General features: G+C 61.0%; 14 protein-coding genes and 2 tRNA genes. 4 read left to right on the top strand and 12 right to left on the bottom strand.

Annotated elements, in window-relative coordinates; genetic code table 11:
- Nucleotides 1-28: 28 nt before the first annotated feature.
- From BLP65_RS01090 to pncC, 10 genes are all read right to left on the bottom strand, one after another.
- A complete protein-coding gene (locus tag BLP65_RS01090) occupies nt 29-2,332 on the bottom strand; it encodes an MASE3 domain-containing protein (RefSeq protein ID WP_092991734.1) in 2,304 nt (767 codons plus the stop codon).
- Between the two features lie 617 nt (nt 2,333-2,949).
- A tRNA-Arg gene (locus BLP65_RS01100) sits at nt 2,950-3,026 on the bottom strand.
- 403 nt (nt 3,027-3,429) lie between these two features.
- A tRNA-Ser gene (locus BLP65_RS01105) sits at nt 3,430-3,521 on the bottom strand.
- 52 nt (nt 3,522-3,573) lie between these two features.
- Nucleotides 3,574-3,765, bottom strand: a complete 192-nt coding sequence (gene csrA / locus BLP65_RS01110; protein ID WP_092991738.1) for a carbon storage regulator CsrA — start codon at nt 3,763-3,765, stop codon at nt 3,574-3,576.
- Nucleotides 3,766-3,893: 128 nt separating this feature from the next.
- On the bottom strand, nt 3,894-5,135 hold the full coding sequence (locus tag BLP65_RS01115; RefSeq protein WP_092991740.1) for an aspartate kinase: 1,242 nt from the start codon (nt 5,133-5,135) through the stop codon (nt 3,894-3,896).
- 299 nt (nt 5,136-5,434) lie between these two features.
- Nucleotides 5,435-8,038: an alanine--tRNA ligase gene (gene alaS, locus BLP65_RS01120; protein ID WP_092991742.1), complete on the bottom strand. Its 2,604-nt coding sequence runs from the start codon at nt 8,036-8,038 to the stop codon at nt 5,435-5,437.
- Between the two features lie 309 nt (nt 8,039-8,347).
- On the bottom strand, nt 8,348-8,806 hold the full coding sequence (locus tag BLP65_RS01130; RefSeq protein ID WP_217631862.1) for a regulatory protein RecX: 459 nt from the start codon (nt 8,804-8,806) through the stop codon (nt 8,348-8,350).
- Between the two features lie 83 nt (nt 8,807-8,889).
- Complete coding sequence (recA, locus tag BLP65_RS01135) at nt 8,890-9,936, bottom strand: recombinase RecA (protein WP_092991746.1); 1,047 nt, start codon at nt 9,934-9,936, stop codon at nt 8,890-8,892.
- Between the two features lie 169 nt (nt 9,937-10,105).
- Complete coding sequence (gene thpR, locus BLP65_RS01140; protein WP_175452391.1) at nt 10,106-10,654, bottom strand: RNA 2',3'-cyclic phosphodiesterase; 549 nt, start codon at nt 10,652-10,654, stop codon at nt 10,106-10,108.
- Nucleotides 10,641-11,129, bottom strand: a complete 489-nt coding sequence (gene pncC / locus BLP65_RS01145; RefSeq protein ID WP_092991750.1) for a nicotinamide-nucleotide amidase — start codon at nt 11,127-11,129, stop codon at nt 10,641-10,643. The genes thpR and pncC overlap by 14 nt, the downstream gene beginning before the upstream one ends.
- A gap of 322 nt (nt 11,130-11,451) precedes the next feature.
- Between pncC and mutS the strand changes: the two genes are divergently transcribed.
- Complete coding sequence (mutS, locus tag BLP65_RS01150) at nt 11,452-14,025, top strand: DNA mismatch repair protein MutS (protein WP_092991752.1); 2,574 nt, start codon at nt 11,452-11,454, stop codon at nt 14,023-14,025.
- Nucleotides 14,026-14,222: 197 nt separating this feature from the next.
- Here mutS and BLP65_RS01155 read toward each other — a convergent pair whose 3' ends face one another.
- A complete protein-coding gene (locus BLP65_RS01155; RefSeq protein WP_092991754.1) occupies nt 14,223-17,939 on the bottom strand; it encodes an EAL domain-containing protein in 3,717 nt (1,238 codons plus the stop codon).
- Nucleotides 17,940-18,104: 165 nt separating this feature from the next.
- Entirely contained in the window at nt 18,105-18,968 is an 864-nt protein-coding gene (locus tag BLP65_RS01160; RefSeq protein ID WP_175452392.1) for a substrate-binding domain-containing protein, read from the bottom strand.
- Nucleotides 18,969-19,509: 541 nt separating this feature from the next.
- Here BLP65_RS01160 and fdxA point away from each other — a divergent pair.
- The 3 genes from fdxA to BLP65_RS01175 all read left to right on the top strand — a co-directional run bounded on the left by fdxA (nt 19,510) and on the right by BLP65_RS01175 (nt 26,737).
- Nucleotides 19,510-19,833, top strand: coding sequence for a ferredoxin FdxA (gene fdxA, locus BLP65_RS01165; RefSeq protein WP_092991758.1), 324 nt, complete (start codon nt 19,510-19,512; stop codon nt 19,831-19,833).
- Between the two features lie 3 nt (nt 19,834-19,836).
- On the top strand, nt 19,837-22,785 hold the full coding sequence (locus BLP65_RS01170; RefSeq protein ID WP_092991760.1) for a PD-(D/E)XK nuclease family protein: 2,949 nt from the start codon (nt 19,837-19,839) through the stop codon (nt 22,783-22,785).
- Nucleotides 22,786-23,344: 559 nt separating this feature from the next.
- The gene (locus tag BLP65_RS01175; RefSeq protein ID WP_092991762.1) at nt 23,345-26,737 is read left to right on the top strand and encodes a UvrD-helicase domain-containing protein; all 3,393 of its coding nucleotides are present in this window, start codon (nt 23,345-23,347) and stop codon (nt 26,735-26,737) included.
- Nucleotides 26,738-26,793 lie beyond the last annotated feature (56 nt).

Genomic DNA, 26,793 nt, shown 5'->3' on the forward strand with positions numbered 1-26,793 from the left:
TGCGATGGCGAGCCCCATCAGAAAACTCCTAGTATAGGTTAGACGATTCTTCAATGTTTTCATCCCCGACGGGCAAAGTGAAGAAAAACGTTGCTCCCTTGCCCGGTTTTCCCTCCGCCCAGGTCCGGCCGAAGTGACGGTGAACTATCCGCTGCACCGTAGCGAGACCGATGCCGCTGCCTTCATATTGTTTGCCCCGATGCAATCGCTGGAACGGCTGGTAGAGGCTGTTGGCAACCTCCGGCTCGAAACCGATACCGTTGTCGCGAACAAAAAAGGCGACTCCCTCCCCGGTATTCATGCGACCGACCTCGATCACTGCGGGATCGCGTTCAGCGGTAAACTTCCACGCATTCTCGAGCAGGTTCTGCAGCAGCAGGCGCAGCAGAATGGGATCGGCGTAGGCAACCATACCCGGCTCAATGCGCCACTCGACCCGCCGCCGGGGATCCGAAGCCGTTACCAGTTCGGACAACTCCGCGGCCAGTGAGCTGATATCGGCCGCTTCAGGATGAATTTCCCGGCGTGAAACACGGGAGAGACCGAGCAGGCCATCGATCATCTGGCCCATGCGGATTGAGGCATCCCGCATCCGCCCGAGATAATCCTTGGCCGTCCCTTCAAGTTGCTCACTGTAATCTTCAAGCAGAGCCTGACCGAAACCGTTGACAGCCCGCAAGGGGGCCCGGAGATCGTGAGAAACCGAATAGCTGAAGGTCTCCATCTCCCGATTCAACTCCTGCAGTTCCCGGGTACGCTCCGCCACCATCGATTCCAGTTTCTGCTCGTGGCGCTGGCGTTCATGTTCGATGCGTTTGCGCTCGGAGATGTCCCGAAACACCACCACGGCACCGGAAATATCCCCATCATTTCCTCGCAGCGGGGCACTGGTGAACGCCACCGGGAACGCTGCCCCGTCGCGTCGATGAAACAGGTCATCATCCGAATGACGGGTCCTGCCGTCCTTCAGGGTCAGCAAGACCGCACAGGCCTCTCTGGAGTGCTCCTCCAGCCCTCCGGGCGGCTGATGCAGGGTCGTGTGCGCATTCCTGCCTATAAGCGCCTCGGAACTCCAGCCGGTCAACTGCTCCAGAGCCGGATTGACGAAAACCGTTTTACCCCTCCGGTCAACGCCGAAAATACCGTCTCCCACTGACTGCAGGATAGAGCGCAGTTCCACGTTTTTTCTGCGCAAACTCTCCTCGGCCTGTTTACGAACGGTGATGTCGTGACTGACATGGACTACCCCGACCTGTACGGCCCCGCCGGACTGTTCTATAGGCGTAATCGTCACCGAATGCCAGATCCCGGAATCCCTGAACGGGACCTCGAAGGACATCAGCTCCCTGAGCTCTCCCCGAATACCCCGACAGATGGGGCAGTTCGCCGCCGACCACTGCTGGGGATGCAGCAGGCGATGGCAGGACTGCCCCACCAGCTGAGCGCCTCCGGCATATGCCCGGGCCGCCCTGTTTGTCTGCCGGATAACGCCGTCTGGATCGACCACCACAACCGGGTCGGGAACCGCATCATAGGTTGTTGCACCGCGGGAGAGCATACGAAAGGGTTCATGGAGTGAGGTTTCGACAATGGCCACAAAAACCAGCCAGTAGGACAAGACCTTGCCGATATGGCCGACAAAATTCTCCAGCCCATAAACCGTCTGATAGAGCGTAAACAGAAATTCGGAGACGGCAGTAACAATGATGGCGAGTGCCATCAGTTCGGTAACCCGCCGATCGATGTCCCCCCGCCGTATCCACAGGTGCCAAAGGGCAACAATCAGCAGTCCGATAATGATGTACTCGCTGAGAATCTTGAACTGCGTCAATCCCACCCCGGCAACGAAAGCATCGGGAAAGACCCCCGCAAAGATCAGCACCGACACTACAGCAGCAGCCGCTCCGATAGCTGCAAAGGCAGGCCCCCGATGCAGGACTCGTACCGCAAACACCGGGGCCGCGAGCAGGATCACGGCCTCCAGATAGCGGGTCGCGACCCAGAGCTGTGTGGAGATGTTGGCGGCGTCGGGTTCGATGATTCCGACGCCTTCATAACTGAGTGTATGCAACAGATCCAGGATACCGACCCAGAAGTACCCGGCCGCCAGGAACATCAGAAAGCCATTTCGTGAGAAGGGATAGGTCTGCCAGCCGACCACCGCCAGCAAAATGGCGACAATGACTGCGAACAGCTCGGCCAGGGTATGGAACAGCAGGTAGTTGTAAAAAACCGTGGAAATCAGCAGGCCGGCCATCAACAACAGACCCCAGATCCCGAACCCGAGATCGAGTCCGGAGCGCGTCTTCACTTGGGGAATGCGATTTTCCACTTCCGCTCCTCACCTTTTCCGTTCATAAAGGATAACCCTCAGCGGGAAGCCCGTATTGGATATCGGAGGTGCTGCAATTATCACCGGCGCCACGATATCACTGAGGGATTCCGCCTTCCAAACAGGGGATTATGGCTCGAGAGATACGGTACGCCCACGAATGTCGGCGCGCCACGTGGTACCGGCAAACCTGCCAGGCATCTCGCACAAAATCATGGATGAGCGGAGGGGAGAGCTAGTGTACTGTTGCATGCTTGGCGATACTTTCAGAGCCCCCCAAAAGCGTCAGGACAAGGCGCAGCGCGCAGGCAATGGTCATTCCCTTGTCAAGCGCTGCACGAATCCGCCGGGAGCGGATTCGGACAGCCGAAGGTTGGCCCGAAGGGCGGACTCCAGGGATGGAGTCCGCAACGCCGTCATGGCGTTTTTGGGGGGCTCCCTTCGGGCGAGCCGCTGGCCGGCCATCTGCGGCGTTGCGTTTCTTGGAAAGGGCGCGCCATTCCCTGCGAAACGCGCCTTGCATCTGGCCGGCCAGCGACTCGCTGAAAGCACCGCCAAGCATGCAACAGTACACTAGATGCAAAAAAGCCCGCGCCTGAGCGCGGGCTTTTGGAAGATGGCGCGCCCGCGAGGATTCGAACCTCGGACCGCCTGGTTCGTAGCCAGGTACTCTATCCAGCTGAGCTACGGGCGCTGAAAAGGCTGTGCATTATGGTTAAGCTCCACTCTCCTGTCAAGCGGTACACCGCTAATTCGGAGCATTTGCCGTACCGTAACGACGCCATTTTAATGCGGAGAGAGAGCATTGGCCTGCGGCCATCCCGAAGTCCGGGAATTCCCTTCAACGGGGTTTGGCTGTCTCTCTTTCCGGAACCGCAACCCCAGGTCGCGGGTTTCAACTCTTTCTTTTTTTAATTGGCGGAGAGAGGGATTACTCCGGGCGTCCTGCCCTCCGCCCCTTCGGGGCCGACCTACGGTCGTTCCGAATCGCTCCAGGCGATTCGGTCAAACCCTCTGTCGGGTTCAAATCCCTCTCGGGCGGGCTCCGCCAAAGGCCGGTGCTATCCGGTTACGTCGTACTATTTTTTTTTGCTGTATGGCGGAGAGAGAGGGATTCGAACCCTCGATGGGGGATAAACCCCATACTCCCTTAGCAGGGGAGCGCCTTCAGCCACTCGGCCATCTCTCCTTTGCGAGCGCGCAAGGATACTAAATGAAAAGGGCCAACGTAAAGGGCCTTATCACTCGGAAGAAACTTCTTCCCCGTTTTTCTCGCGCTGAATCCGCTCATAGATCTCCTCACGATGCACCGAGACATCCTTGGGAGCATTCACACCGATACGGACCTGATTACCCTTGATACCCAGAACCGTTACCGTCACTTCATCACCAATCACGAGCGTCTCACCGACTCGCCGAGTCAAAATCAACATGGTCTATACTCTCCTCAGTACAATCCGTTTTTCCATTAGCGTGAATGCTTCACACTGTCCTGTTCGACAGCCCATCCGCCACAGAGTGCTGTCGTTGAATCACCGGGCCGCACATTGTGTGCGACAAATCACGCTTCCGTGGATGCAACCGGCTCCTGGTCGAGCTTAAAGGCATTGTGCAGGGCACGTACGCCAAGCTCCAGGTATTTTTCGTCAATAACCACCGAAATCTTAATTTCCGAGGTGGAGATCATCCGAATATTGATACTCTCTTTGGCCAGTGCCGCGAACATGGTACTGGCGATACCAGCGTGCGAACGCATCCCCACGCCGACCAGCGATATCTTCGCTATCCGGTTGTCACCAGCTACTTCCCGCGCCCCCACCTCATTTGCGGTCTTGCGCAACATGTCCAGTGCGTTTTGGTAATCGTTGCGGTGCACAGTGAACGTGAAATCGGTCATTGAACCGTCTGCACTGACATTCTGAACGATCATATCGACTTCAATGTTCGCCTCACCGATGGGCCCGAGAATCGAGGAGGCGATGCCCGGCTGATCCGGCACCCCCTGAATGGTCAACTTGGCCTCGTCACGGTTGAAGGCGATACCGGAGATCAGCGGTTCTTCCATTCCGTCTTCCTCATAGGTAATCAGCGTACCGGGACCTTCCTGAAAAGAGGAGAGGACCCGCAGCGGGACATTGTATTTTCCGGCGAACTCGACGGCACGGATCTGCAGTACCTTCGAACCCTGGCTGGCCATCTCCAGCATCTCCTCGAAGGTCACCCGCTCCAGCCTGCGTGCGCCGGAGACAACCCGCGGGTCGGTGGTGTAGACCCCGTCCACATCGGTATAAATCTGACACTCGTCGGCCGTGAGCGCCGCCGCCAGTGCGACAGCCGTGGTATCCGAGCCACCACGCCCCAGGGTCGTGATATTGCCTTCCTCATCCATCCCCTGGAAACCGGCGACGACGACGACACGACCTGCCCCCAGGTCCTCGCGAACCCGCTCCTCGTCGATTCCCAGGATGCGCGCCTTGCTGTGGGCACTATCGGTGAGAATATTCACCTGCGCACCGGTGTAAGAGCGGGCCTCGCAACCCAATTGCTGGAGCGCCATGGACAAAAGGGCGATGGTCACCTGCTCGCCCGTGGAGAGCAACACGTCCATCTCCCGCACATCCGGCTCAGGCATAATGCTCTTCGCCAGGTCGGTGAGCCGGTTGGTTTCACCGCTCATCGCTGACACGACAACGACGATATCGTCGCCGCGATCACGGAATGTCTTGACCTTTCGCGCGACATTGGTAATCCGGTCTGCGCTGCCGACGGAGGTGCCGCCATATTTCTGTACGATTAACGCCATATAATTCAGCCGTTATTTGTATTCAGCCGTTACGTTCACGAGCGGAAAGATCCGGCTTCGTGGTATTCCGCAACAATACGAGGGTCCGGAAGCGAAAAGTACCCGATTCGGTGCAATTCCGCAGTGCCCGGAAGCCTTGAAAAGGCCGCTGATTAAACACTAAATCAGCCCGGAATTAAAGGGTGTCGGGCGCGTGCCTGCAGGCTCCACCTCTCTTGCCGGACACCACCTTCGGACAAATTTGACCCGTTCATCCCTGTCCGAAACCCCTGCGTGTCGCCGGAGAGAGAAAGAGCGGGTTAGCCACCGAGTCGTTCACGGACCCAAGCCTCGACGGAACCGAGGGCCTCATCCAGTGCCTCCGGCCGGTCCCCGCCAGCCATCGCCATATCGGGCCGACCACCACCCTTGCCGCCCACCTGACCAGCAACGGTGTTCACCAAATCACCCGCCTTGACCCGGTCAGTCAGGTCCCTGGTGACGCCGGCCGCGAGATTCACTTTGCCTTTGCCGGATGTACCTAACACGATGATGGCCGAACCCAATTTGTTCTTGAGCTGATCCATGGTGTCTCGCAAGGACTTGGGATCCGCCCCTTCGAGGTTGGCCGAGAGCACCTTGATGCCGTCGACTTCCACAGCCCTGGACACAAGGTCAGAGCCCCGGGCACTGGCCAGCTTGCCCTTCAGCTTCTCCAGCTCTTTCTCCAGACCGCGGCTGCGCTCAACCAGCTGTTCGACCTTTTCGACGACCGATTCGCGGCTACCCTTGACCAGGCCCGCCACTCGATCAAGCCGTGCCTCGCTATCATCCAGGTGACGCAGGGCCTGTGCTCCACAGACCGCCTCGATGCGGCGTACGCCCGCAGCCACCCCCGCCTCGGAGAGGATCCGGCACAGACCGACATCGCCGGTACGCTGCACGTGCGTGCCACCACAAAGCTCGACGGAGAAATCGCCCATCCGCAGTACCCGCACCTCATTGCCGTATTTCTCCCCGAACAGCGCCATGGCCCCGGACTCCCTGGCCTCCTCCAGTGCCATGATCTCCGCTTCAACCGGTACGTTCTCGCGGATCTGCTGGTTGACCAGCGCCTCGATCTCCTTGAGCTGCTCCGGAGTCACTGCCTCGAAATGGGAAAAATCGAAGCGCAGCCGATCGGCTGCGACCAGTGAACCCTTCTGCTGGACGTGTTCGCCAAGGATCCCGCGCAGGGCCGCGTGGAGCAGGTGGGTGGCCGAATGGTGGCGGACCGTATCACCGCGCAGATCGGGGTCCACGTGCGCCTTGACCATACCACCCTTGCGCAGCTCCCCGTGGCTGACCATGCCGAAATGGGCGTGGACCCGGCCCAATTTCCGGGTGTCGCGCACATCAAAGCTGCCCTGCTCTCCGGTCAGTGTGCCACAGTCACCCACCTGACCACCCGATTCGGCATAAAAGGGCGTGCGGTCCAGGACCACCAGGCCCTCCTGCCCCTCGTGCAGGATATTGGTCGGCTTGCCATCGGCGTAGAGTTCGAGAATCTCGCCGGAGTCGGTCAGGGATTCGTAACCGGTAAATTCGGTCTCACCTTCGATCTCCAGTTGGTAGGCATATTCCCCGCTGAACTGGCTGGCCGAACGGGCACGCTCACGCTGTACCTCCATCTCCCTCTCGAATCCTGCCATATCCACGGACAGATTCCGTTCCCGGGCGATGTCCGCCGTCAGGTCGGCAGGAAAACCGTAGGTATCGTAGAGCTTGAAGAGCGTTTTCCCCGGGATGTCCCTGCCGGTGAGCCCGCCGATAGCCTCCTCGAGAATGGCCATGCCCTGTTCCAGGGTCTCCGCGAAACGCTCCTCTTCCTGCTTCAGGATCTGCTCGACACGGGCCCGGGACTCCGACAATTCCGGATAGGCGTCCCCCATCTTCTCGGCCAGCGGCGCTACCAACTTGTGAAAGAAGGGCTCACGCAAAGCCAGTTTATGGCCGTGGCGGACGGCACGGCGGATGATGCGACGCAGCACATAGCCGCGCCCCTCGTTGGAGGGAATAACCCCGTCCACCACCAGAAACGCACAGGAGCGGATGTGGTCCGAGATAACCCGCAGGGACTTGTTTTCCAGATCCGTTGTGCCCGCCAAACCGGCCGCAGCCTTGATCAGATGCTGGAACAGATCGATCTCGTAGTTGGAGTGCACCCCCTGCATCACTGCCGCGAGGCGCTCCAGCCCCATGCCGGTATCAACCGAGGGTTCGGGAAGCGGTTTCAGCTCCCCTTTCGCATCACGATCGTACTGCATGAAGACGAGATTCCAGATCTCGATATAGCGATCGCCATCCTCATCGGGGCTTCCGGGGGGTCCCCCGGGGACATCGGGGCCGTGGTCGTAGAAGATCTCCGAGCAGGGGCCGCAGGGACCGGTTTCGCCCATGGACCAGAAGTTATCCTTGGCGCCGCAGCGGGAGAAGCGCTCGGGATCGATCTTCAGCTCCTTGAGCCAAATATCCGCCGCCTCGTCATCGTCTTCATAGACCGTGACCCACAACTTCTCGGCCGGCAGCCCGCAGGTCCGGGTCAGGAAGTCCCAGGCGTAACCAATGGCTTCGCGTTTGAAATAATCGCCAAAGCTGAAGTTGCCGAGCATTTCAAAGAAAGTATGGTGGCGGGCAGTGTAGCCGACATTATCCAAATCGTTGTGCTTGCCGCCGGCACGCACGCAACGCTGGACCGAGGCGGCGCGGCTGTAACTACGCTGCTCCAGCCCCAGAAAGGCGTCCTTGAACTGGACCATACCGGCATTGGTGAACAGAAGCGTCGGGTCGTTGGCAGGAACCAACGAACTGCTGGGGACCACCTGGTGGCCCTGTTCGCGAAAAAACTCCAAAAACGCGGTGCGAATCTCTGCACTGGTGTTCATTAGTTCCAACCCGTTGGAGATGTTAGGACAACGTATAGCCTAGTGTACTGTTGCATGCTTGGCGGTGCTTTCAGAGCCCCCCAAAAGCGCCAGGACAAGGCACAGCGCGCAGGCAATGGTTATTCCCTTGTCAAGCGCTGCAACGCCGTCATGGCGTTTTTGGGGGGCTCCCTTCGGGCGAACCGCTGGCCGGCCATCTGCGGCGTTGCGTTTCTTGGAAAGGGCGCGCCATTCCCTGTGAAACGCGCCTTGCATCTGGCCGGCCAGATGCTCGCTGAAAGCACCGCCAAGCATGCAACAGTACACTAATCAATCCCACTCGTCCCCGCGCACAGCAGCGCGGATCTGCTCACTCTCAAAACCACGGTACTGCAGAAAGCGCATCTGTTTCGCGCGCTGCTTGAATTCCCCCGGGATTGGCTCCCCGAAGCGTTTGCGCCGCACCTGCGCAGCCAGCTCACACCAGTCGGCGTCAACTTCCGCCAACTGTCCGGCAATGACCCCGTCTTCGACGCCCCGCTCCCGCAATTCAGCACGAATACGAAGTGGTCCACACCCATTACTGACCCGGGAACGGACGAAGAATTCGGCAAAACGCACATCGGAGAGCAGGCCCCGGGATTCGAGATCGTCCAGGATCGGGTCTACCTGCTCCCGGTCAAATCCACGCCCATCGAGCTTAAAGGCCAGCTCCCGCCGCGAGTGTTCACGACGCGCCAGCAACCGGATGGCCGTTTCCCGGACCTCTGCATCGGATGCCATACCCATAAAAACGAGCCACCACTGAGACACAGGGCCGGAGAGGTGTCTTTGATTCCCCTCACTGCACTCTGTGGTTCAGTAACCCGATATCAGGCCTCTTCCGATTCTGCCACTGGCAGCTCGTCTGATTTGGTCGGTTTCGTCGTATCCGGGAGCAGTTTTTCCCGGATTTTGCCTTCGATTTCGGCGGCAATCTCCGGATTCTCCTTGAGGAAATTACGGGCGTTATCCTTACCCTGACCGATGCGGTTGCCACTGTAGCTGTACCAGGCGCCGGACTTGTCGACGATGCCCTGTTTCACGCCGAGATCGACGATCTCGCCCTCGCGGGAGATCCCCTGGCCGTAGAGAATGTCGAATTCGGTCTGTCGAAAGGGCGGGGCCACCTTGTTTTTAACTACCTTTACCCGGGTTTCGTTGCCAATCACCTCATCGCCCTTCTTGATGGCACCGATGCGGCGGATGTCCAGCCGAACGGAAGAGTAGAACTTGAGGGCATTGCCACCGGTGGTGGTCTCCGGACTGCCGAACATCACCCCGATCTTCATGCGGATCTGGTTGATAAAAATCACCAAGGTGTTGGAGCGCTTGATATTGGCGGTGAGCTTGCGCAGTGCCTGGGACATCAGGCGGGCCTGCAGGCCGACATGGGAGTCCCCCATCTCGCCTTCAATCTCGGCCTTGGGCGTCAGGGCAGCAACCGAGTCCACCACCACCACGTCCACGGCCCCGGAGCGCACCAGCATATCGGCGATTTCCAGTGCCTGCTCGCCGGTATCCGGCTGCGAAACCAGCAGGTCGTCCACATCCACTCCCAACTTGCCGGCATAACCCGGGTCCAGCGCGTGTTCGGCATCCACAAAGGCGCAGGTACCACCCACCTTCTGAGCCTCCGCGATGACCTCCAGGGTGAGCGTGGTCTTGCCGGAGGATTCAGGGCCGTAGATCTCGACGACGCGGCCCCGGGGAAGTCCGCCGATGCCCAGGGCGACATCCAGTCCCAGCGAACCGGTGGAAACGGCCTGTACATCGGCCACGGCGCCGGCATCGCCCATGCGCATCACCGAACCCTTGCCGAACTGTTTATCGATCTGACTCAGGGCAGCGCTGAGCGCCTTCCGCTTGTTGTCGTCCATCACTCGCCTCCGTCGTTTGGGTAGCGGCAGCTATTTCCATGCACCGCCGGGGATAGTTCAAGGCGAGATTATTTCATAGCCCGGGGGCCAGCGGCTAGATCAGTTGTGAGTTGCGAGTGGCCAGTTGCGAGGGAACACCTAAGTTAGAGCACCAAACACTAGCTACTCGCTACTCGCCACTAGCAACTAACCGCCAGCGCCGCAGAACCTGATATCGGGCGCCCTCGGGATGGGTTTCGGAGGCGACCAGCGCGAAGTCGGTTGCATGCCAGACGATGGGATTGATCTCCCGGAAACGGGGGCCCCGGTGAGCGCGTCGGCGCAGGGTCAGGTGGGTCCGGAACGGCCGCTCTTCCACCTTCAGCCCACAAAGGGACATGGCTGCGCGGAGGGCCATGGCCAGTTCCAGCAGTTCCGGGGATGTGTTGGACGTGGAGAGCCAAAGAGTGCGGGAGCGTGACCAGTAGCCAATGCGATCCAGCGTCAAGTCAAAGGATGTAACCGTCACCTCATCTGCTACCGCCTCGAGGCAGCCACGCTGCTCCGGTGTCACGCCTCCCAGGAATACCAGGGTCAGATGCATATTCTCATCCGGCACCCGCTTGCCGCCACAGCTCTTGGCACACTGTTCCGCCCAGTAGGCGATACGCTGCTGGACCGCGGCCTCCGGCCAGAGGGCGAAGAACAGCCGCTGACGCGTTGTGTCAGGTTCCGACAATCTCCAGCACCCCCTCAAGCGCAGTAATCACGGCGGCACGGCGCACCGCCTCGCGATCCCCACCGAAGCATTCATGCTGTGTCTGAAGCCGGTCGGCGGTGGCCCAGGCAAACCAGACCGTCCCCACCGGTTTGCGATCTGTGCCGCCGCCGGGTCCGGCAACACCGCTGATGGCCAGGGTCACACGGGCCCGGCTACGCGCCAAAGCCCCGGATGCCATCTCCCGCACGGCCGCCTCACTGACGGCACCATGAGTTGCGAGAGTCCGGGGCGAGACACCCAGCATCTCCTGCTTGGCTTCGTTGCTGTAGGTGACAAAACCGCGCTCGAACCAGCCGGAACTACCCGTCAGGTCGGTACAAACCTTGGCCACCCAGCCGCCGGTACAGGACTCGGCCGCAGCCAGCATGACGCCCTTTCCGGAAAGCCGTTCTGCCACCCGGCCCGCCAGCTCTGCCAATTGCTCATCCATCATGCACACCCGATTTTGCAAAGATCCCACCACAAGGACGCTGCCCCTCGTATCCCCTGAGAGTAGCGTCCGTCGACCAGCCGAGCGAAGACCCGAGGCAGATCAGGGGCCTTGGGACAGGTTCTGAAACAGCCTCCTTCCGACGCCATCGCTGAGCAAAATCAACCGTCGATACCTGCACAGGTGCTTGCGACTCACCATCGGCCATGGCCGCAACTCAGAGCCATAGCTATCAGACCCCCCACGAACGCGCAACCGCCCGGCTCCCCTGTATTCACCCGGGAGCCGGCCTGTTCACGCCCTGTACCTCTGGTAAAGTATCCCCATGAGCACAGCCAGCATCCAAGCCCCTGACAACACCCGACACACGCCCATGATGCAACAATACCTGCGCATCAAGGCAGAACATCCGGATCTGCTGCTGTTTTATCGCATGGGAGATTTTTACGAACTGTTTCACGACGATGCGCGACGCGCCGCGGAACTGCTCGATATCACCCTGACCCATCGTGGCCAGTCTGCCGGCGAACCGATCCCCATGGCGGGAGTTCCTCACCACTCGGCGGAGGGTTATCTGGCCCGGCTGATCCGCTTGGGGGAGTCGGTGGCCATCTGCGAACAGGTGGGGGATCCCGCCAAGTGCAAGGGCCCGGTGGAACGCAAGGTGGTGCGCATCGTCACCCCGGGCACCGTCACCGACGAAGCGCTGCTCGAGGAGCGCCGTGACAATCTGCTGACGGCGATCTCCATGCATGGCGAACGCTTCGGACTGGCCGCCATGGATGTCGGCAGTGGCCGCTTCACGGTTCAGGAACTGGAAGACAGGGAGACCCTTTCCGCCGAACTGGCCCGATTGACTCCTGCAGAAGTTCTGGTGGCTGAAGGGGTGGAGCTTCCGCTGCCCGCCGAGCAGCGCGGGCTAAGGCCGCTGCCACCCTGGCATTTCGAGAGCGCGGCGGCCCGCCGCCTGTTAACCGTGCAATTCGGCACCCGGGATCTCTCCGGTTTCGGCTGTGAACACCTGGAATTGGCCGTGGGCGCTGCCGGCGCATTGCTGCAGTATGTGCAGGAGACGCAGCGCACCGCCCTGCCCCATATCCGCGGCCTGCGGGTGGAGCAGCACGACGAGGCGATCGCCCTGGATGCGGCGAGCCGTCGCAATCTGGAGCTGGAGACCTCCCTCGGCGGCAATGCCGCCCATACCCTGGCCGGGGTCATGGACCGCACCGCCACGCCGATGGGCAGCCGCCTGCTGAGACGCTGGATCAACCGTCCCCTGCGCGACCAGCACACGGTCGGTGAAAGGCATGCCGCCGTGCAAGTGCTACTGGAGACCGACCACTTCACCGGCTTGCGGGAACTCCTGCGCGGCATCGGCGATGTGGAACGGATTCTGGCCCGCATCGCCATCCATACGGCCCGCCCCAGGGATCTGACCCAGTTACGCGAGGCCCTCGGGCGCCTGCCCGCTCTGCACGGCGAACTGGAGGGACTGGCAGCACCCCGGCTTTGCCGCCTCGCATCGGCACTCGGCGACTACCCCGAACTCCACGAGCATCTGGTCCGGGCGGTGGTGGACAATCCGCCGGTGGTCATCCGTGACGGCGGCGTCATCGCCCCCGGCTTCGATTCCGACCTCGACGAACTGCGTTCTCTCAGAGAGAACGCCGGCAACTTTCTGATGGAACTGGAGACGCGGGAGAGGGAGCAGACCGGCATTTCCACCCTGAAGGTGGGCTTCAACCGGGTCCATGGCTACTTCATCGAGGTTACAAAAACGCAGAGCGACCGGGTCCCGGCAACCTATATCCGCCGCCAGACCCTGAAGGGTGCGGAACGCTACATCACCCCGGAACTGAAAACCTTCGAAGACAAGGTGCTGTCGGCCAGTGAACGCGCCCTGGCCCGCGAGAAGGCACTCTACCAGGAGCTCCTCGAGCGCCTCTGCCAGGATCTGGCGCGCCTGCAGCAGACCGCCTCGGCACTTGCGGAGCTCGATGCCCTCAACAACCTGGCGGAGCGTGCGGACACCCTGAACCTGGTCCGGCCCTCGCTGGACGGTGAACCCGGGTTGAGCATCCGGGGAGGCCGCCACCCCGTGGTGGAGCAGGTGATGGATGAGCCTTTCGTGCCCAACGGTGTCGAACTGGACGACCAGCGCCGCATGCTGATCATCACCGGCCCCAACATGGGCGGCAAATCCACCTACATGCGCCAGACCGCGCTAATCGTGCTACTCGCCCACATCGGCAGCTTCGTCCCGGCACAGTCCGCCCGCATCGGGCCATTCGATCGCATCTTCACCCGCATCGGTGCCTCGGACGACCTGGCCAGCGGCCGCTCCACCTTCATGGTGGAGATGACCGAGACCGCCAATATCCTCCACAATGCCACCGACTGCAGTCTGGTGCTGATGGATGAGATCGGCCGCGGCACCAGTACCTTCGACGGCATGTCGCTGGCCTGGGCTTGTGCCCTGGAGCTGTCCCGCAAGCAGGCCTTCACCCTGTTCGCCACCCACTATTTCGAAATGACGACACTACCCGAGAGCATCAAGGGCATTGTCAATGTCCACCTCGATGCGGTGGAACACGGCGATCGCATCGTTTTTCTGCACGCCGTCAAAGAGGGTCCGGCCAGTCAGAGTTACGGACTCCAGGTCGCCGCGCTGGCCGGCGTCCCGCGCCATGTGGTCGAGCAGGCCCGCAGCAAACTCATCGAACTGGAAAACGAACGTGCGTATCATCAAACGGAACAGGACCCTGCCCGGCAAATGGCCCTGTTCACCAGGCCGGAAGCCCACCCGGCAGTTACTGCACTCGGTGAAGCCGACCCCGATGAACTTTCCCCGCGGCAGGCACTCGATCTGCTTTACCGATTGAAACGACTGTCCAGCTAAATACATGTTCCAAATCGTTCCAAATTGGTGTCCATGCATGTAGGAGCGACGGAAGTCGCGAAAAGCCGAATCGCGGCTTCCGCCGCTCCTACATATATCTCGGTATGTCACCAAAGAAGTGTGTTGGACACGAGTTCGGAACAGCTATTTAACTCTGGATACTCATCGCTTACGCAGAGAGCGCTGGTCGCAAAATCCTAGTCTCCCGGGTTTTCACTCCCTTTTAACAGCGCCTCAAAAGCCTCCAGCGGCAGCGGCTTGCTGAAGTAATAGCCCTGAATACCATCACAGCCCTGTTCCCGCAGACGGATGAGTTGTGACTCACTTTCCACCCCTTCGGCAATGACCTCGAGCTTGAGGCTATGGCCGAGCGAGATAATAGCGGCGGTGATCGCCGCACCATCCGCACTGAAAATGTCATCGACGAAAGAACGATCGATCTTGAGGCGATGTACCGGCAGGCTGCGCAGCTGACTGAAACTGGAATAACCGGTCCCGAAATCATCGATGGCGATATGCACACCCATATCCTTAAGCCGACCCAGAGTCTTGCGCGAGGCCTCTGGACTCTGCATGAGCTCACTTTCGGTGATCTCCAGCTCCAGCCAGTGCGGTTCGAGGCTCTCTTCCTTCAGCACGTCACCGACCAGCCAAACCATATCCCCTCGATCTAGCTGAATCGCGGAAAGATTCACCGCCATCCCTAATAGATGACCGGCATCATGCCATCGCCGTACCGTTCGGCAGGCATTACGCAATACCCACTCTCCTATGGGGATAATCAAGCCGGTGTCTGCGGCAACGGGAATGAACTGTTCCGGAGCAACCAGGCCCATCTCCGGACTCTGCCAACGGATCAGTGCCTCGGCAGCGAGGATCTGGCCACTGCTTGCATCGATCTGCGGCTGGTAGTGGAGTATAAATTCTTCACGTTCGAGCGCGCGCCGCAGCGCGTTTTCCAGCTTCAGCCGGGCAGTCGCCTGTACGTTGAGGTCGGTCGTGAAGAATCGGTAACTATTGCGGCCCTGCGCCTTGGCCCCGAACATCGCGGTATCAGCGGCCTTGATGAGACCATCCGGCGTCTGGGCATCTATCGGATAGAGCGCAATTCCCATGCTGCAGGTGACAAAGAGTTCCTCTCCCACCACTTCGAAGGGCCGGACAAACGCCGTCACGATTCTCTGGGCAACATCAACCGCCTGATCGGCATCCCGCAGGCTGTCCAGCAGCAACGTGAATTCGTCGCCGCCCTGGCGTGAGACCGTATCATCGGCATGAACGCACTGGGTCAATACCTGCGCCACCTGCTTGAGCAACTCGTCGCCGGCACTGGGGCCCAGACTATCGTTGATATCCTTGAAGCGATCCAGATCCAGCTGAACCACTGCGACCTGGCGGCGGTTACGCTCGGCATGAGCGAGCGCCTGACGCAAGCGGTCGAGCAGAAGCATCCGATTGGGCAATCCGGTCAATCGGTCATATTGCTCGATATAGCGAATGTGGGCCTCGGCTTCTTTCCTGGCGGTCACATCCTCCTGGATGGCAATGAAATGAGAAATGCTGCCGTCCTCGTCCAGTAACGGCGTAATCGTCTGATCGATCGTATAAAGGCTGCCGTCCTTGCGCCGGTTCACCACTTCATGCTGCCAGACTTCACCGCGCAGAATCTTCCGCCACAGCGACTCGTAAAAGGAGCGGTCATGCCGACCCGATTTCAGCAGGCTCGGCTTCTTGCCAATGACCTCGCTCTGACGGTAACCACTGAGACGGACAAAGGCACGGTTGACCCACTCGATATAGCCATCCGGATCGGTAATCAGGATGGCGTTGGCAGCGGCCTGAATGGCCGCTCCCTGCAAGCGGAGATCTGCCTGGTCGACGGACAGCATGTAGGCAACGGTTACCCGGCTGGCGAGATCACCGAGTCGCTGCATGGCCGGTGGCGAGAACGCGTCGGCATGTTGCGAATAGACGTTGAGTGCCCCGATCACTTCACCCTTCACCGCAATCAACGGCACTGCCGCCGAAGAGGCAAAGCCGTACTCTTCTGCGGCTTCCCGCCAGACTGCACTGGAAGGAGCAGTGATCCTGGTGGTGCGCGCCTCACCGGTGCGGATGGCATACCCCGTCGGTCCACGACTTTTCGGGCCGGCATCCCACCGCACTTCGATTTGACCGAGATAATCCTTCCTTTGCCCTGCCTGTGCGGCAATCGTGACCCTCCCATCATCTTCCCGGAGCCCCACCCACACCAGTGGAAACCGGAACATCCGTGCGACTTCCACACAGACCACCCGCAATACATCATCGGGCTCCATGCCCTCCAAAACCTGTTGATTGATGCGTTGCAGCAGTACGTTGGTATCTTCGTTACGTTTACGTTCGGTAATGTCGGTAACCATTGCCAGGGCTCCGGTGACACGACCTTGATCGTCCTGGATCGGGCTTGCGGAGACGATGGCCCAAAGTTCCCGACCATCCCGCCTGTGGAAGCAAATATCACGCGGCCCCGGGGAGCCGCGTGCCCGCAGCAAAAGCTGGTATTCCGCCCATTGCCGCGATTCATCGAGAAATTCCAACAGGGATGATGACTGCATCGATTCCACGGTCGTACCAAGCATCCCGGCCATGGTCGGATTGACAAACACCGTCTGCCCATGCGCGTCGGTCACCCACACTCCCTCTTCCGAGGTTTCGATGAGACGCCGGTAATTGGCTTCACTCTCCTTGAGCTGCCCTTCGCGCTGCCGAATGGTCTCGGACATCACGTTGAAGGCGTCGGCCAGTTCGCCGATTTCATCCCTGGACTCGATACGCACAACGGTCCCATAGTGGCCGCGGCGCAACTCCTCGACCGCTGAAACCAACCGTTCCAGGGGCGTCGAAATTATGCGGCGCGCAATCACCGTTCCCAGTAGAACCATCAGCAGTGCCGAAAGGCCGAGCACTACGAGCACCACGGTACGGGTTCTCCGAATCTGCGCGTGGACCTCATCTTTCGGCTGGCCCAGCAGGAAGTAGGCCTGATTGCCGGAAGCAAGTGGAAGGTAGCCAGCACTCAGAAAGAAATCCTCACGGTCAGTCAACCTAACCCCTCGTGCAGCCTCCTCAAGTACCGGCACCCGTTCCAACTCCGGCACCTGCGCAAGCCCTGCTATTTCACCGATCGGCTCACTTCCGGGAACCGAGATCGTGAGAGCCACCTGAGTTTCCCGACCAATATTTTCGACAAAACCCTCGTCGACAAACGCAGCGCCGACCAGGTAGCCGACGGTGCTTTCGGCCCCCCCGGGGAAGCGCCGCAGGATGGACTGTCCCGTAACCGCCATGAGCCCGGCCCCGACACTTTGATATTCCGTCTCTTTGAGACCATTGAATGAGCGCGTGCGCGCCAAAGAAGCAGGCAGTTCCCCTTCCTCCCATGAAGCGAGATCGTCAGAGATCATCACTACGGGATGGCCATTTTCATAGGAGATAATCCCGACCCGAATGCCATCCGCCTCCTCAAAACCGAAGGCCATCAAATCTCCCGTATCCTGATAGACGGCAAGCTGGTCGGTCGTGGTGACACGAAGCACACTCTCCAACTCCCGGGCGATACTCCTCTTTTCGGGATCAAAAATGACGGCCTGATAATCCTCGACCGAGGCATATCCGGAAACCATATTGGCCGAGGCAATCACGTCACTATCCTGGACCAGCACATTCACATCACGCTCCAATCGAAGTTCCGAACGTTCCAGATTGGAGACAATAGACCCGAACGCTTCGATGAACCGGGCCTGGGCCTGATCCCTGTGATAAGTACCGAGGATGTAGCTGAGCCAGAAACCTGCGACGCCCAACGCGAAGACCAGGGCCATCACGATGAGAGCGACCAGCTTGTGCCGCAACCCGAAGCGTCGAAAGGTCATAGGCTCCTCCTGATGAACTTGCCCCCGCTGTCATTACGAGGAGCCTGAGCGACGAAGTAATCTCCTGCTCCCAAAACCCCAGATTGCCGCGTCGCCGGGGCTCCTCTCAATGACGGCTGAACGTCCGTCACTGATTCGGGGCCGAACAGCAGCGGGTACGGCTCATCAAAATATCGGTTCTACCGTATCGACGTTATCCCTCGTGACCATAATGCTGGGGGGCGTTATTCTCCTCGGTACTTCGCGCCCCTCGAGAATGGCCAGAATCGCCCGCGCGGCCGATTCGCTAGAGGTCGGATAGACAAACGAGGCATCCTGTTTTCCGGCCCGAATCGCCTCGCGCGTTTCACTGATATAGTCCATACCGACAATCACAAGCGGCTCCGGATCGATAGCGGCCTTCTCCAGAGCCAGCAGCGCCCCCAGCACCATGCTGTCGCTCTGCGCAAAAATCGCATCGAAGCGCCAACCTTGAAAAAGAAGCTCCTCCACGGCCACGGCAGCGTCTGCCCGCAGATAATTGCCCACTTTCGTTATCACGCGGATATCCGGATAATCCGCGGTCACGTCAAGAAAAGCTTCGGTGCGGTCGATGGCGGTGGTGGCAGTGGGAACGCCCTGAAGCATTAGAATGGTCCCTGTACCGTTCATTTTCCCGACCATATATTCGGCGGCATCGGAAGCGATGGCGCGGTCGTCTGCTCCGATGAAGGTGGTGTAATCGTCGGTCTGGATACGGCGGGTCAGCAGCACCACGGGCGTCCCCCGCTGAAAGGCCCGGGACAGGACGGGCGTCATTGCCCTGCTATCGCGCGGGCTGGTGACGAGCACATCCACATCCAGACTGATCAGATCTTCGATATCCTTGATTTGCTGAGCCGTACTGCCACGGCCATCCGTGACCAGAAACTCGATTTCCGGATACGCGGCCATACGCCTCTTTAACCCATCGACCTGGGCCAGGCGCCAGTCGTTGTCCAGATTATCCTGGGCGAATCCCACCACGAAACGGGCACCCGGGTCCGCCACGGCGGACCAAACGGGTAACAGGCAAAGAGAGAGAAACACCAGAAGAGTGGAGAGACCAACGGAATCACCATCGGGGTAATACTGCCTCCGACAGGAGGCGCACCCCTGCGTCGAAATCCCGTCACGGGGGTATCGGGCCCGACACGGCCCTGTCGAACACCAGGAAGGATTCCTCAGGGGGGCCGGGCTACATGTGCTGACGCCGTGCACCATCGGTATCATGGACGTTGAGAAGAAAGAGCATAGGCCGCCCCGGGGCAGATATTGGCGGCCGCTATCGTGGCACTGATCCCGGCACGCCAGGTGTACACTCTTGAATAAGGGTAGACAGTATTGATAACCATGGCCCTTCGAGGCGGATCACCGGTGCTCCTCCGCTTGCGCAGGGGGCAACCGATCACGCTACCATACCTCCTGCCGACGGCCGCGGCGGCTAACATTGACGATCAGGGCAACCTGCTTTGAAGCGAGCCACGCACCAAGCTTGTGAGTATGCGTTTACCCTGTTAACCATACGTATTCAGGACAGCCGGAGAACCTTATGACCTATGTGGTGACCGATAACTGCATTCGCTGCAAGTACACCGACTGCGTGGATGTCTGTCCGGTAGACTGCTTCCACGAAGGCCCGAACTTTCTGGCCATCGATCCGGAAGAGTGCATCGACTGTACCCTGTGTGTCCCGGAGTGTCCGGCAGAGGCCATCTTCGCCGACGATGATTTACCCGAAGACCAGACACATTTTCTCGAGTTGAATGCCGAGCTGGTCCGGGAGTGGCCGGTGATATCGGAGCAGAAAGAGCCGCCTCCCGATGCCACGGAGTGGGACGGGGTTCCCGACAAACTGAAATACCTGGAACGCTGACGCATGCCGCCACACCCCCGCCTGCTACAGGCCGATTACGCGCACGACCCGCTGGCCCTGCTGGCCAACCGGATACTCGAAGATGCCGATGGGCAGTTGCCGGTGCTGGGGCAAGTATTGGTACTGGTGCCGGATCTCGACGCCGGGCCCCGGCTGCGTCGCCTGCTGCTGGAGCGTGCCACCGAAGCGGGCCATGCTGCACTACTCGGCCCCCGGGTTACGCGCCTCTCGGACTGGCTGGCGGGTTTTGCCATCCCCGACCGCCGCATCCTCGACCAGGCCGAGCGGGAGTTGATGCTGGTGGAGGCCCTGCGCCGTCACCACACCCTGTTCGGCAAGGCCAACCTGTGGGCACTGGCGGAGAGTCTGCTGAAGCTGTTCGATGACATGACCCGCCGGCGGGTGGGAGTGTCCATGGACCTGCAAACCTTTACCGATCGGCTGGTGCAGGCCTACGGCAGTGATGACGCATTCCCTTCGGCACTGGGAATGGAGGCACGGCTGGTGCATACGCTCTGGCACGCCTGGCATGAGCAGTTGGCTGCGGGCGGCTGTCTCGATCGTGCCACTGCGGATCTGCTGCGCCTGGGCGCCAGTCAGGCATCCACGGATACCGGCCCCGTCTATCTCGCGGGTTTCCCGGTGCTGGAGGTCCCCGAAGTGGAATGGCTCTCCGGCCTGGCCGCCTGTCGGCCGGTCACGGTTGTGGTGCATGGTCGTGGCCATGCTCCCGCACCGCGTCACCCCGATGCCACTCCTTCTGCACTGCTGCAGAATCTGGGTGGAAACCCCGACCAGGCACTCCGCTGCAATTCGGCTTATACGCGCTTCCTCGACACGGTATTCGCAGGCTACAGCGATGGCGCCAGGGACTTGGCGGAACGTGCGGAGGCATTCCTCACCACCCAGGCCGTTTCACCCGCAAACGGCCGACTGGTCGTGTACCAGGCCGACAACGCCGAACAGGAGGCGCGTTCGGTGGAGTTGCAGATACGCCGCTGGCTGCTGGAGGGGAAACAGAGCCTGGCGGTCGTCACCGAGAACCGTCGCCTGGCCCGCCGTGTACGGGCACTGCTGGAGCGCGCCGGTATTCAGATACAGGACCGCGGCGGCTGGGCCCTCTCCACCACCAGTGCCGCCGCCCTGGTGGAGCGTTGGCTGGAGTGCATGGAGGAAGACTTCCCCTATCTGGCGCTGCTGGACCTGCTCAAATCGCCATTTCTGGTACCGGAACAGCGGCGCGAAAGCCATCTCGCCACGGTCTACCGCCTGGAGCGCGACGTTATCCTTCATGAAAACGTCGGCCGGGGCCTTGCCGCCTATCAGCGCCGACTCGAATACCGGCGCCACCGATTGCCCGGTGCTGCCGGCGCTGCCTTGCAGCCGGTCGCCGAACTGCTGGAGCACCTGCGACAGGCTGCCGAACCACTGCAGCGTTTTATTGGCACGGAGAACCCGCCTGCCGAGGTGCTGGAGGCCCTCCTGCACAGTCTCGAGCGGCTCGGCGCAAGCGCGGCGCTGGCAGAGGATGCGGCCGGTGCCCGGGTGCTGCAGACCCTGGCATCGCTGCAGCGGGCTGCCGAAGAACAGGAGACCGTACTGCACTGGACCGAGCTTCGCTCCTGGATGGGCACCAGCCTGGAAAACACCCATTTCCGTCCCCCGGTAAGCGGTAGCCCGGTAGTTCTCACCGACCTGGCCCAAAGCGTACTCGGGCACTATGAAGCCCTCGTGCTGGCCGGCGCCGAGCGGGATCACCTGCCAGGCAATGGCGGTCAATCGCCGTTTTTCAACGACGCGGTACGGCGGGACCTGGGATTGCCCGAGGGCGATGCACAGTGCAGAGAGCGCTTTTACCACTTCCGGCGATTGCTGGAGGCCGCGCCCCGGGTCCTTGTGACCTGCCGCCGTGAGCAGGATGGCGAGCCGGTGGCAACCAGCCCGTGGGTAGAGAGCCTGCAGGCTTTCCATCAGCTCGCCTATGGCGAGGGTCTCGACGACCATGATCTCGCGTGGCTAGTCCGCTCACCGGAGGCGGAGGTTGTAAACCGCAGCGCCCCACTGCCCACGACGGAGAGCGCACCCCGACCCCGCGCCGAAGCGGCCCTGCTCCCCCGCACCCTCTCCGCCAGCGGTTATCAGCAACTGATGGACTGTCCCTATCAGTTTTTCGCGGCGCGCCTGCTGCACCTTGCGCCGCCCGATGCCATCCGCGAAGCTCTTGAAAAGTCGGACTACGGCGAGCGAGTCCACCGCTGCCTGGAGGCTTTCCACAAGGGTGTCGAAGGGATGCCCGGACCGTTCGGTTCCCCGGTAACCAGGGCCAATCGCGATCGCGCCATCGCTGAGCTGGAGAAGATTGCCGAAGCCGCTTTCGCCGACGATCTGGAGGACAACTTCCTCCACCGGGGCTGGCTGGAGCGCTGGCGCAGAGTGATTCCCGCCTATATCGACTGGCAACTCCGGCGCGACGCACAGTGGCGAGTACATTCCGCGGAGGTCAGCGCCCGGCGGGAGGCCGCCGATGGCCCGATCATCCAGGGTCGGCTGGATCGGATTGACGCAGCGGAAGGCAGGATTGCCGTAACCGACTACAAAACCGGACGGGTGCCATCCGATGCGGATGTGCTGGCGGGCGAAGCAGTGCAGCTGCCCTGCTACGCCCTGCTGGCCGAGGCGGAAACGGGAATGGCGACCGAACAGGTGGAGTACCTGGAGCTGGGCAAGGAGAAGGTGAAAAGCCGTGCCGTCCTGGAGGGGGATCGACTGCACACCCTGAAGAGCGCCATCGACGTGCGACTTTCCGAACTCTTCGAACGTCTGCAGTCAGGGGCGGAGGTACCCGCCTGGGGCGACGAAAAAACCTGCGGATACTGTCCGATGGATGGACTCTGCCGCCGACAGGCATGGCACAGCGAGCCACAACAGGAAACAGACTCCCGTCACCACTGAAGAGACACAGAACGGAATCGATTGCTTGCCAACGATCGCGCGAGAAACAGCGGGAGGGGCGAGTGCCACATAAATAAAGAAAGGGCGGTTTTTCCGCCCTCTCAACACCCTTTCGGCTTCCGTGCCGTTCACCACCATCCCTGTGGTGGAGCCTCCTGGCAACTTGCTCGGCCATTCCATGGCCGCTTGTTCTGATCCTTCCCTGGTTTACCGCTTCCCTGCGGCACGCCGTCCATGGCTGGTACGTCAATTCCCTTTGACCGAAGATTAGCACCCAAGACTGCGACAACAACCCGGTAAAAAAAGTGGTTTTCACCCCCTCATCCTCCTCCCGTCCGAAGCTTTTGTGCAAATTCAAGGCATTGCGTCCACAACCATGACGAGGATTGCCCGCAATTACCTACAGCATTATCAGATCTGTCCTACACAGATGGTGCAAAATGCAGAGGTGGAGTGCGCAAGGCGGCTTGCGCACTCCACCTCTGGCTTTGCTTCCCGCACCTCCAGACAGAGATGACGGACGGTTTACCGTTACCGGTCCTGTCCGTATGCTTGCCGAATGACCAATCCGCTCTCGGCCGGCTCACCCGGCATCAACGCCACCGTAATGGCCTCGGCCGGTACCGGTAAGACCTGGTTGCTGGTAACCCGCCTTGTGCGGCTGCTCCTGGACGGGGTGCGGCCCGACGCGATCCTCGCCATCACCTTTACCCGCAAGGCCGCTGCCGAGATGCAGACACGCCTCAACGAGCGTCTGTTCGAACTCGCCTGCGCGGAAGATCCGCGGCAGGGCAAACTGCTGCAGATGATGGGAGCGCCTTCGGATACCGAGACCCGCGGGCGTGCACGCGGGCTCTACGAAAGGATCCTGAGGGCGCGTCAACCGGTCAGGACGACGACCTTTCACGCCTTTTGTCAGGAGGTTCTGCGCCGGTTTCCGCTGGAGGCCGATGTGCCACCCGGCTTCGAACTCATCGAGCGCACCGGAGAGTTGGAGCGTGCAGCCTGGGAACATCTGATGGCGGAAGCCACGGCGGAACCGGATGGGGCAGTGGGACAGGACCTTGAGCGGCTGCTGAACTACTGCGGCAGTCTCGACGGCCTTGGGAGCGCCCTGACCGACTTTCTCGGTCATCGCAGCGACTGGTGGGCCTATACCGAGAATCAGAATGAACCCGTCGCGTGGGCCGTCTCGGAGGCGGCCAGACACCTGGAGAGTGATCCGGATGACCTCGATCCCCGGATTGGCTTCCTGGAGGCACACGCCGGGGAGTTACGGGAGTTTGCGGAACTTCTCCTGCGCCATCCGATTCGTGATAATCCGAACCTCGCCGAGGGGCTGGGCATGGCGCTCCACGACGAGGCCCCGCTCGAAGCCCGCTTCGAAGCCGCCGCTACGGCCTTCCTGCGAAAGGATGGCGAGCAGCGCTCACGCAAGGCCAGCCAGAGCCAGGCCAAAAAAATGACCGAAACCGGCCAGGAGCGCTTTCTGGCACTCCACGCCTCGCTTTGCGAGAAGGTGTTGAGGGTGCGGGACGCCCTCTCCCGCCGGGATACGGCGGCGGCCACCGGGGCCTGGTACCGCCTGGGTGAACGCCTTGTCGGGCACTTCCAGCGCTTCAAGGAGGAGCAGCGGCTACTCGACTTTGCCGACCTGGAGTGGCGTGCCTACCGGCTGCTAAGCGATGCGGACAATGCCCACTGGGTCCAGTTCAAACTCGACCAGCGCATTGATCACCTGTTGGTGGATGAATTTCAGGATACCAACCCCACCCAATGGCGTCTGTTGCTGCCGCTGCTCGAGGAGATGGCGGCGGGTGAGAGCGAGCGACGCCGCAGTGTGTTCCTGGTCGGCGATGTCAAACAGTCCATCTACCGGTTCCGCCGTGCCGACCCGCGCCTGCTGCCGGCGGCACATGAATGGCTGAGCAGTGCCATGGCCGCCCACGGCCATACCCTCCACGTCTCCCGCCGTTCGGCCACGGCGATCATCGAATGCGTCAACCGGGTTTTCGGGTCGGAGGGTCCCCTGGCCGATGGCCTGGCCGAATTCACCGAGCACGATACGTTTCACCACGATCTCTGGGGTCGCGTGGAAATGCTGCCGCTGGTAGAAGAGATCGAGGGCGGCGAACCGCCGGAAGAGAGCGACCGGATGCGGGATCCCCTGACCGAACCGAGGTGCATTGCCAACGACGGCCGCTACCGGCGAGAAGGCCAACAAATCGCCGCGCGTATCGCCGCACTGATTACCGATGGTACACCGGTCGGGAACAGCACTGAGGCCCGCCCGATGCATTACGGGGATGTGCTCATCCTGGTCCGCAGCCGGACCCATGCCGGAGCCTACGAGGCCGCTTTGCGCGAGGCCGGCATCCCCTACGTCGGGGCGGATCGGGGTACGTTGTTGGACGCGCTGGAGGTACGCGACCTCGTGGCCCTGCTGGAGGTACTCATCACGCCCTACAATCATCTGTCCATCGCAACCGTTTTGCGTTCACCCCTTTTCGGTTGCAGTAACACTGATCTGGTCACATTGGCCCTCGGCAAGGGTAGCTGGCTGGAGCGACTGGCGATGAGCGCCGACGAACTTCCCCCAAGCGCCCCCCTGGCACGTGCCCATCGACTGCTGACTGCCTGGCGCTGTCTGGCCGGGCGACTGCCCATTCACGACCTCCTCGACCACATCTATAGCGAGGGGGATGTCCTTTCCCGTTACGAAGCGGCCTTCCCGGCACATCTGCAGCCACGGATACGTGCCAATCTGGGACGTTTCCTGGAACTGGCACTCGAGATCGATGCCGGTCGCTATCCGAGCCTCACCAGCTTTGTCGCCAGGCTTTCCCAACTCCGGGAATTTACCGGTGAAGCACCGGATGAGGCACCGGCTTGCGGTGGTGAACGGGTACGGGTGATGACCATTCATGCGGCCAAGGGGCTCGAGGCCCCGCTGGTTTTCCTGGCCGATACCGCCGCTGTGCGGCAAAACGATTCCCCGTTCCGGGCACTGGTGGACTGGCCCGCCGGCGCACCCCGCCCCGAACGACTGCTGCTGGTGGGCCGCAAGGCGCAGCAGGATACGATTACACGAAACCAGCTGGACGTGGACAAGGCGGCCGAGCAACGCGAACAGGCCAATCTGCTCTATGTGGCACTCACCCGCGCGCGGCAAATGCTCTTCATCTCCGGTTGCCGGCCCCGACGTGGCGAGGAGTTGGGATGGTACGGCCTGCTCGAGACGGCTTTGGGCACTGAAGAGGCGACCATCGCTCCACCCGTGCTCGAGAGCGGTGAACGGCCCGACCCGCCGCCAGTGCAGATACGGACCCGGGAGAACAGTCCCCTTTCAGTTCCGGCCGCTTTGGGACGCGCCATCGATCCGCCGCCTCTGCCGCTTGAGGTGTCACCCAGTAGCCGGGTGAGGGCAGCTGCCCACGGCGGTCCGGCCGGAATCATGGAGGAGGATGCGCTGCTGCGCGGCGTGGTGATCCATCGTCTGCTCGAACTGCTGGTCGGGGAAGGCAATCCTCGTTGCGACGAGGCGGTGGGCCAGGAATTCGGCCTGGATGCACAGGAGCCGGAGTTCCGTTCCTGGTGGGAAGAGGCACAATCACTTCTGAAGCGGGCCGACCTGGCACCGCTGTTCCACCCCGGTCCCGAGTGCCAGGCCTTCTGCGAAGTCCCGATCGCTTATCGCCTGGATGACGGTTGCGTCGTCCACGGCATTATCGATCGCTTGATCGTGTCCACCGAACAACTGTGGATAGTGGACTACAAGACCCACCACCGGGCCTGCGAAGACAATCTGGCCGAGCTGGCCGAGCCCTACGACGAACAGTTGCGTCTCTATGCCGAAGGCGTTGCCCGCCTCTGGCCGGGACGGCCGGTACGTGCCAGCCTGCTGTTCACGGCGGCGGGCACCCTCTATGACATGGCAGTCGGTACCGCGTAGGAGAGCGCCGACAGAGGCATTCCGAAGGGCATGGAAACCACGGAGGGCACAGAGGA

Origin of the sequence: Thiohalomonas denitrificans (assembly GCF_900102855.1) — a bacterium.
Classification (GTDB): domain Bacteria; phylum Pseudomonadota; class Gammaproteobacteria; order Thiohalomonadales; family Thiohalomonadaceae; genus Thiohalomonas; species Thiohalomonas denitrificans.

Bases quoted from the DNA above. Each gene is read 5' to 3' on its own strand.
- BLP65_RS01115 (WP_092991740.1), bottom strand. From the start codon at position 5,135: ATGGCGTTAATCGTACAGAAATATGGCGGCACCTCCGTCGGCAGCGCA.
- fdxA (WP_092991758.1), top strand. From the start codon at position 19,510: ATGACCTATGTGGTGACCGATAACTGCATTCGCTGCAAGTACACCGAC.
- BLP65_RS01170 (WP_092991760.1), top strand. From the start codon at position 19,837: ATGCCGCCACACCCCCGCCTGCTACAGGCCGATTACGCGCACGACCCG.
- csrA (WP_092991738.1), bottom strand. From the start codon at position 3,765: ATGTTGATTTTGACTCGGCGAGTCGGTGAGACGCTCGTGATTGGTGAT.
- pncC (WP_092991750.1), bottom strand. From the start codon at position 11,129: ATGATGGATGAGCAATTGGCAGAGCTGGCGGGCCGGGTGGCAGAACGG.
- recA (WP_092991746.1), bottom strand. From the start codon at position 9,936: ATGGACGACAACAAGCGGAAGGCGCTCAGCGCTGCCCTGAGTCAGATC.
- BLP65_RS01130 (WP_217631862.1), bottom strand. From the start codon at position 8,806: ATGGGTATGGCATCCGATGCAGAGGTCCGGGAAACGGCCATCCGGTTG.
- BLP65_RS01175 (WP_092991762.1), top strand. From the start codon at position 23,345: ATGACCAATCCGCTCTCGGCCGGCTCACCCGGCATCAACGCCACCGTA.
- BLP65_RS01155 (WP_092991754.1), bottom strand. From the start codon at position 17,939: ATGACCTTTCGACGCTTCGGGTTGCGGCACAAGCTGGTCGCTCTCATC.
- alaS (WP_092991742.1), bottom strand. From the start codon at position 8,038: ATGAACACCAGTGCAGAGATTCGCACCGCGTTTTTGGAGTTTTTTCGC.
- mutS (WP_092991752.1), top strand. From the start codon at position 11,452: ATGAGCACAGCCAGCATCCAAGCCCCTGACAACACCCGACACACGCCC.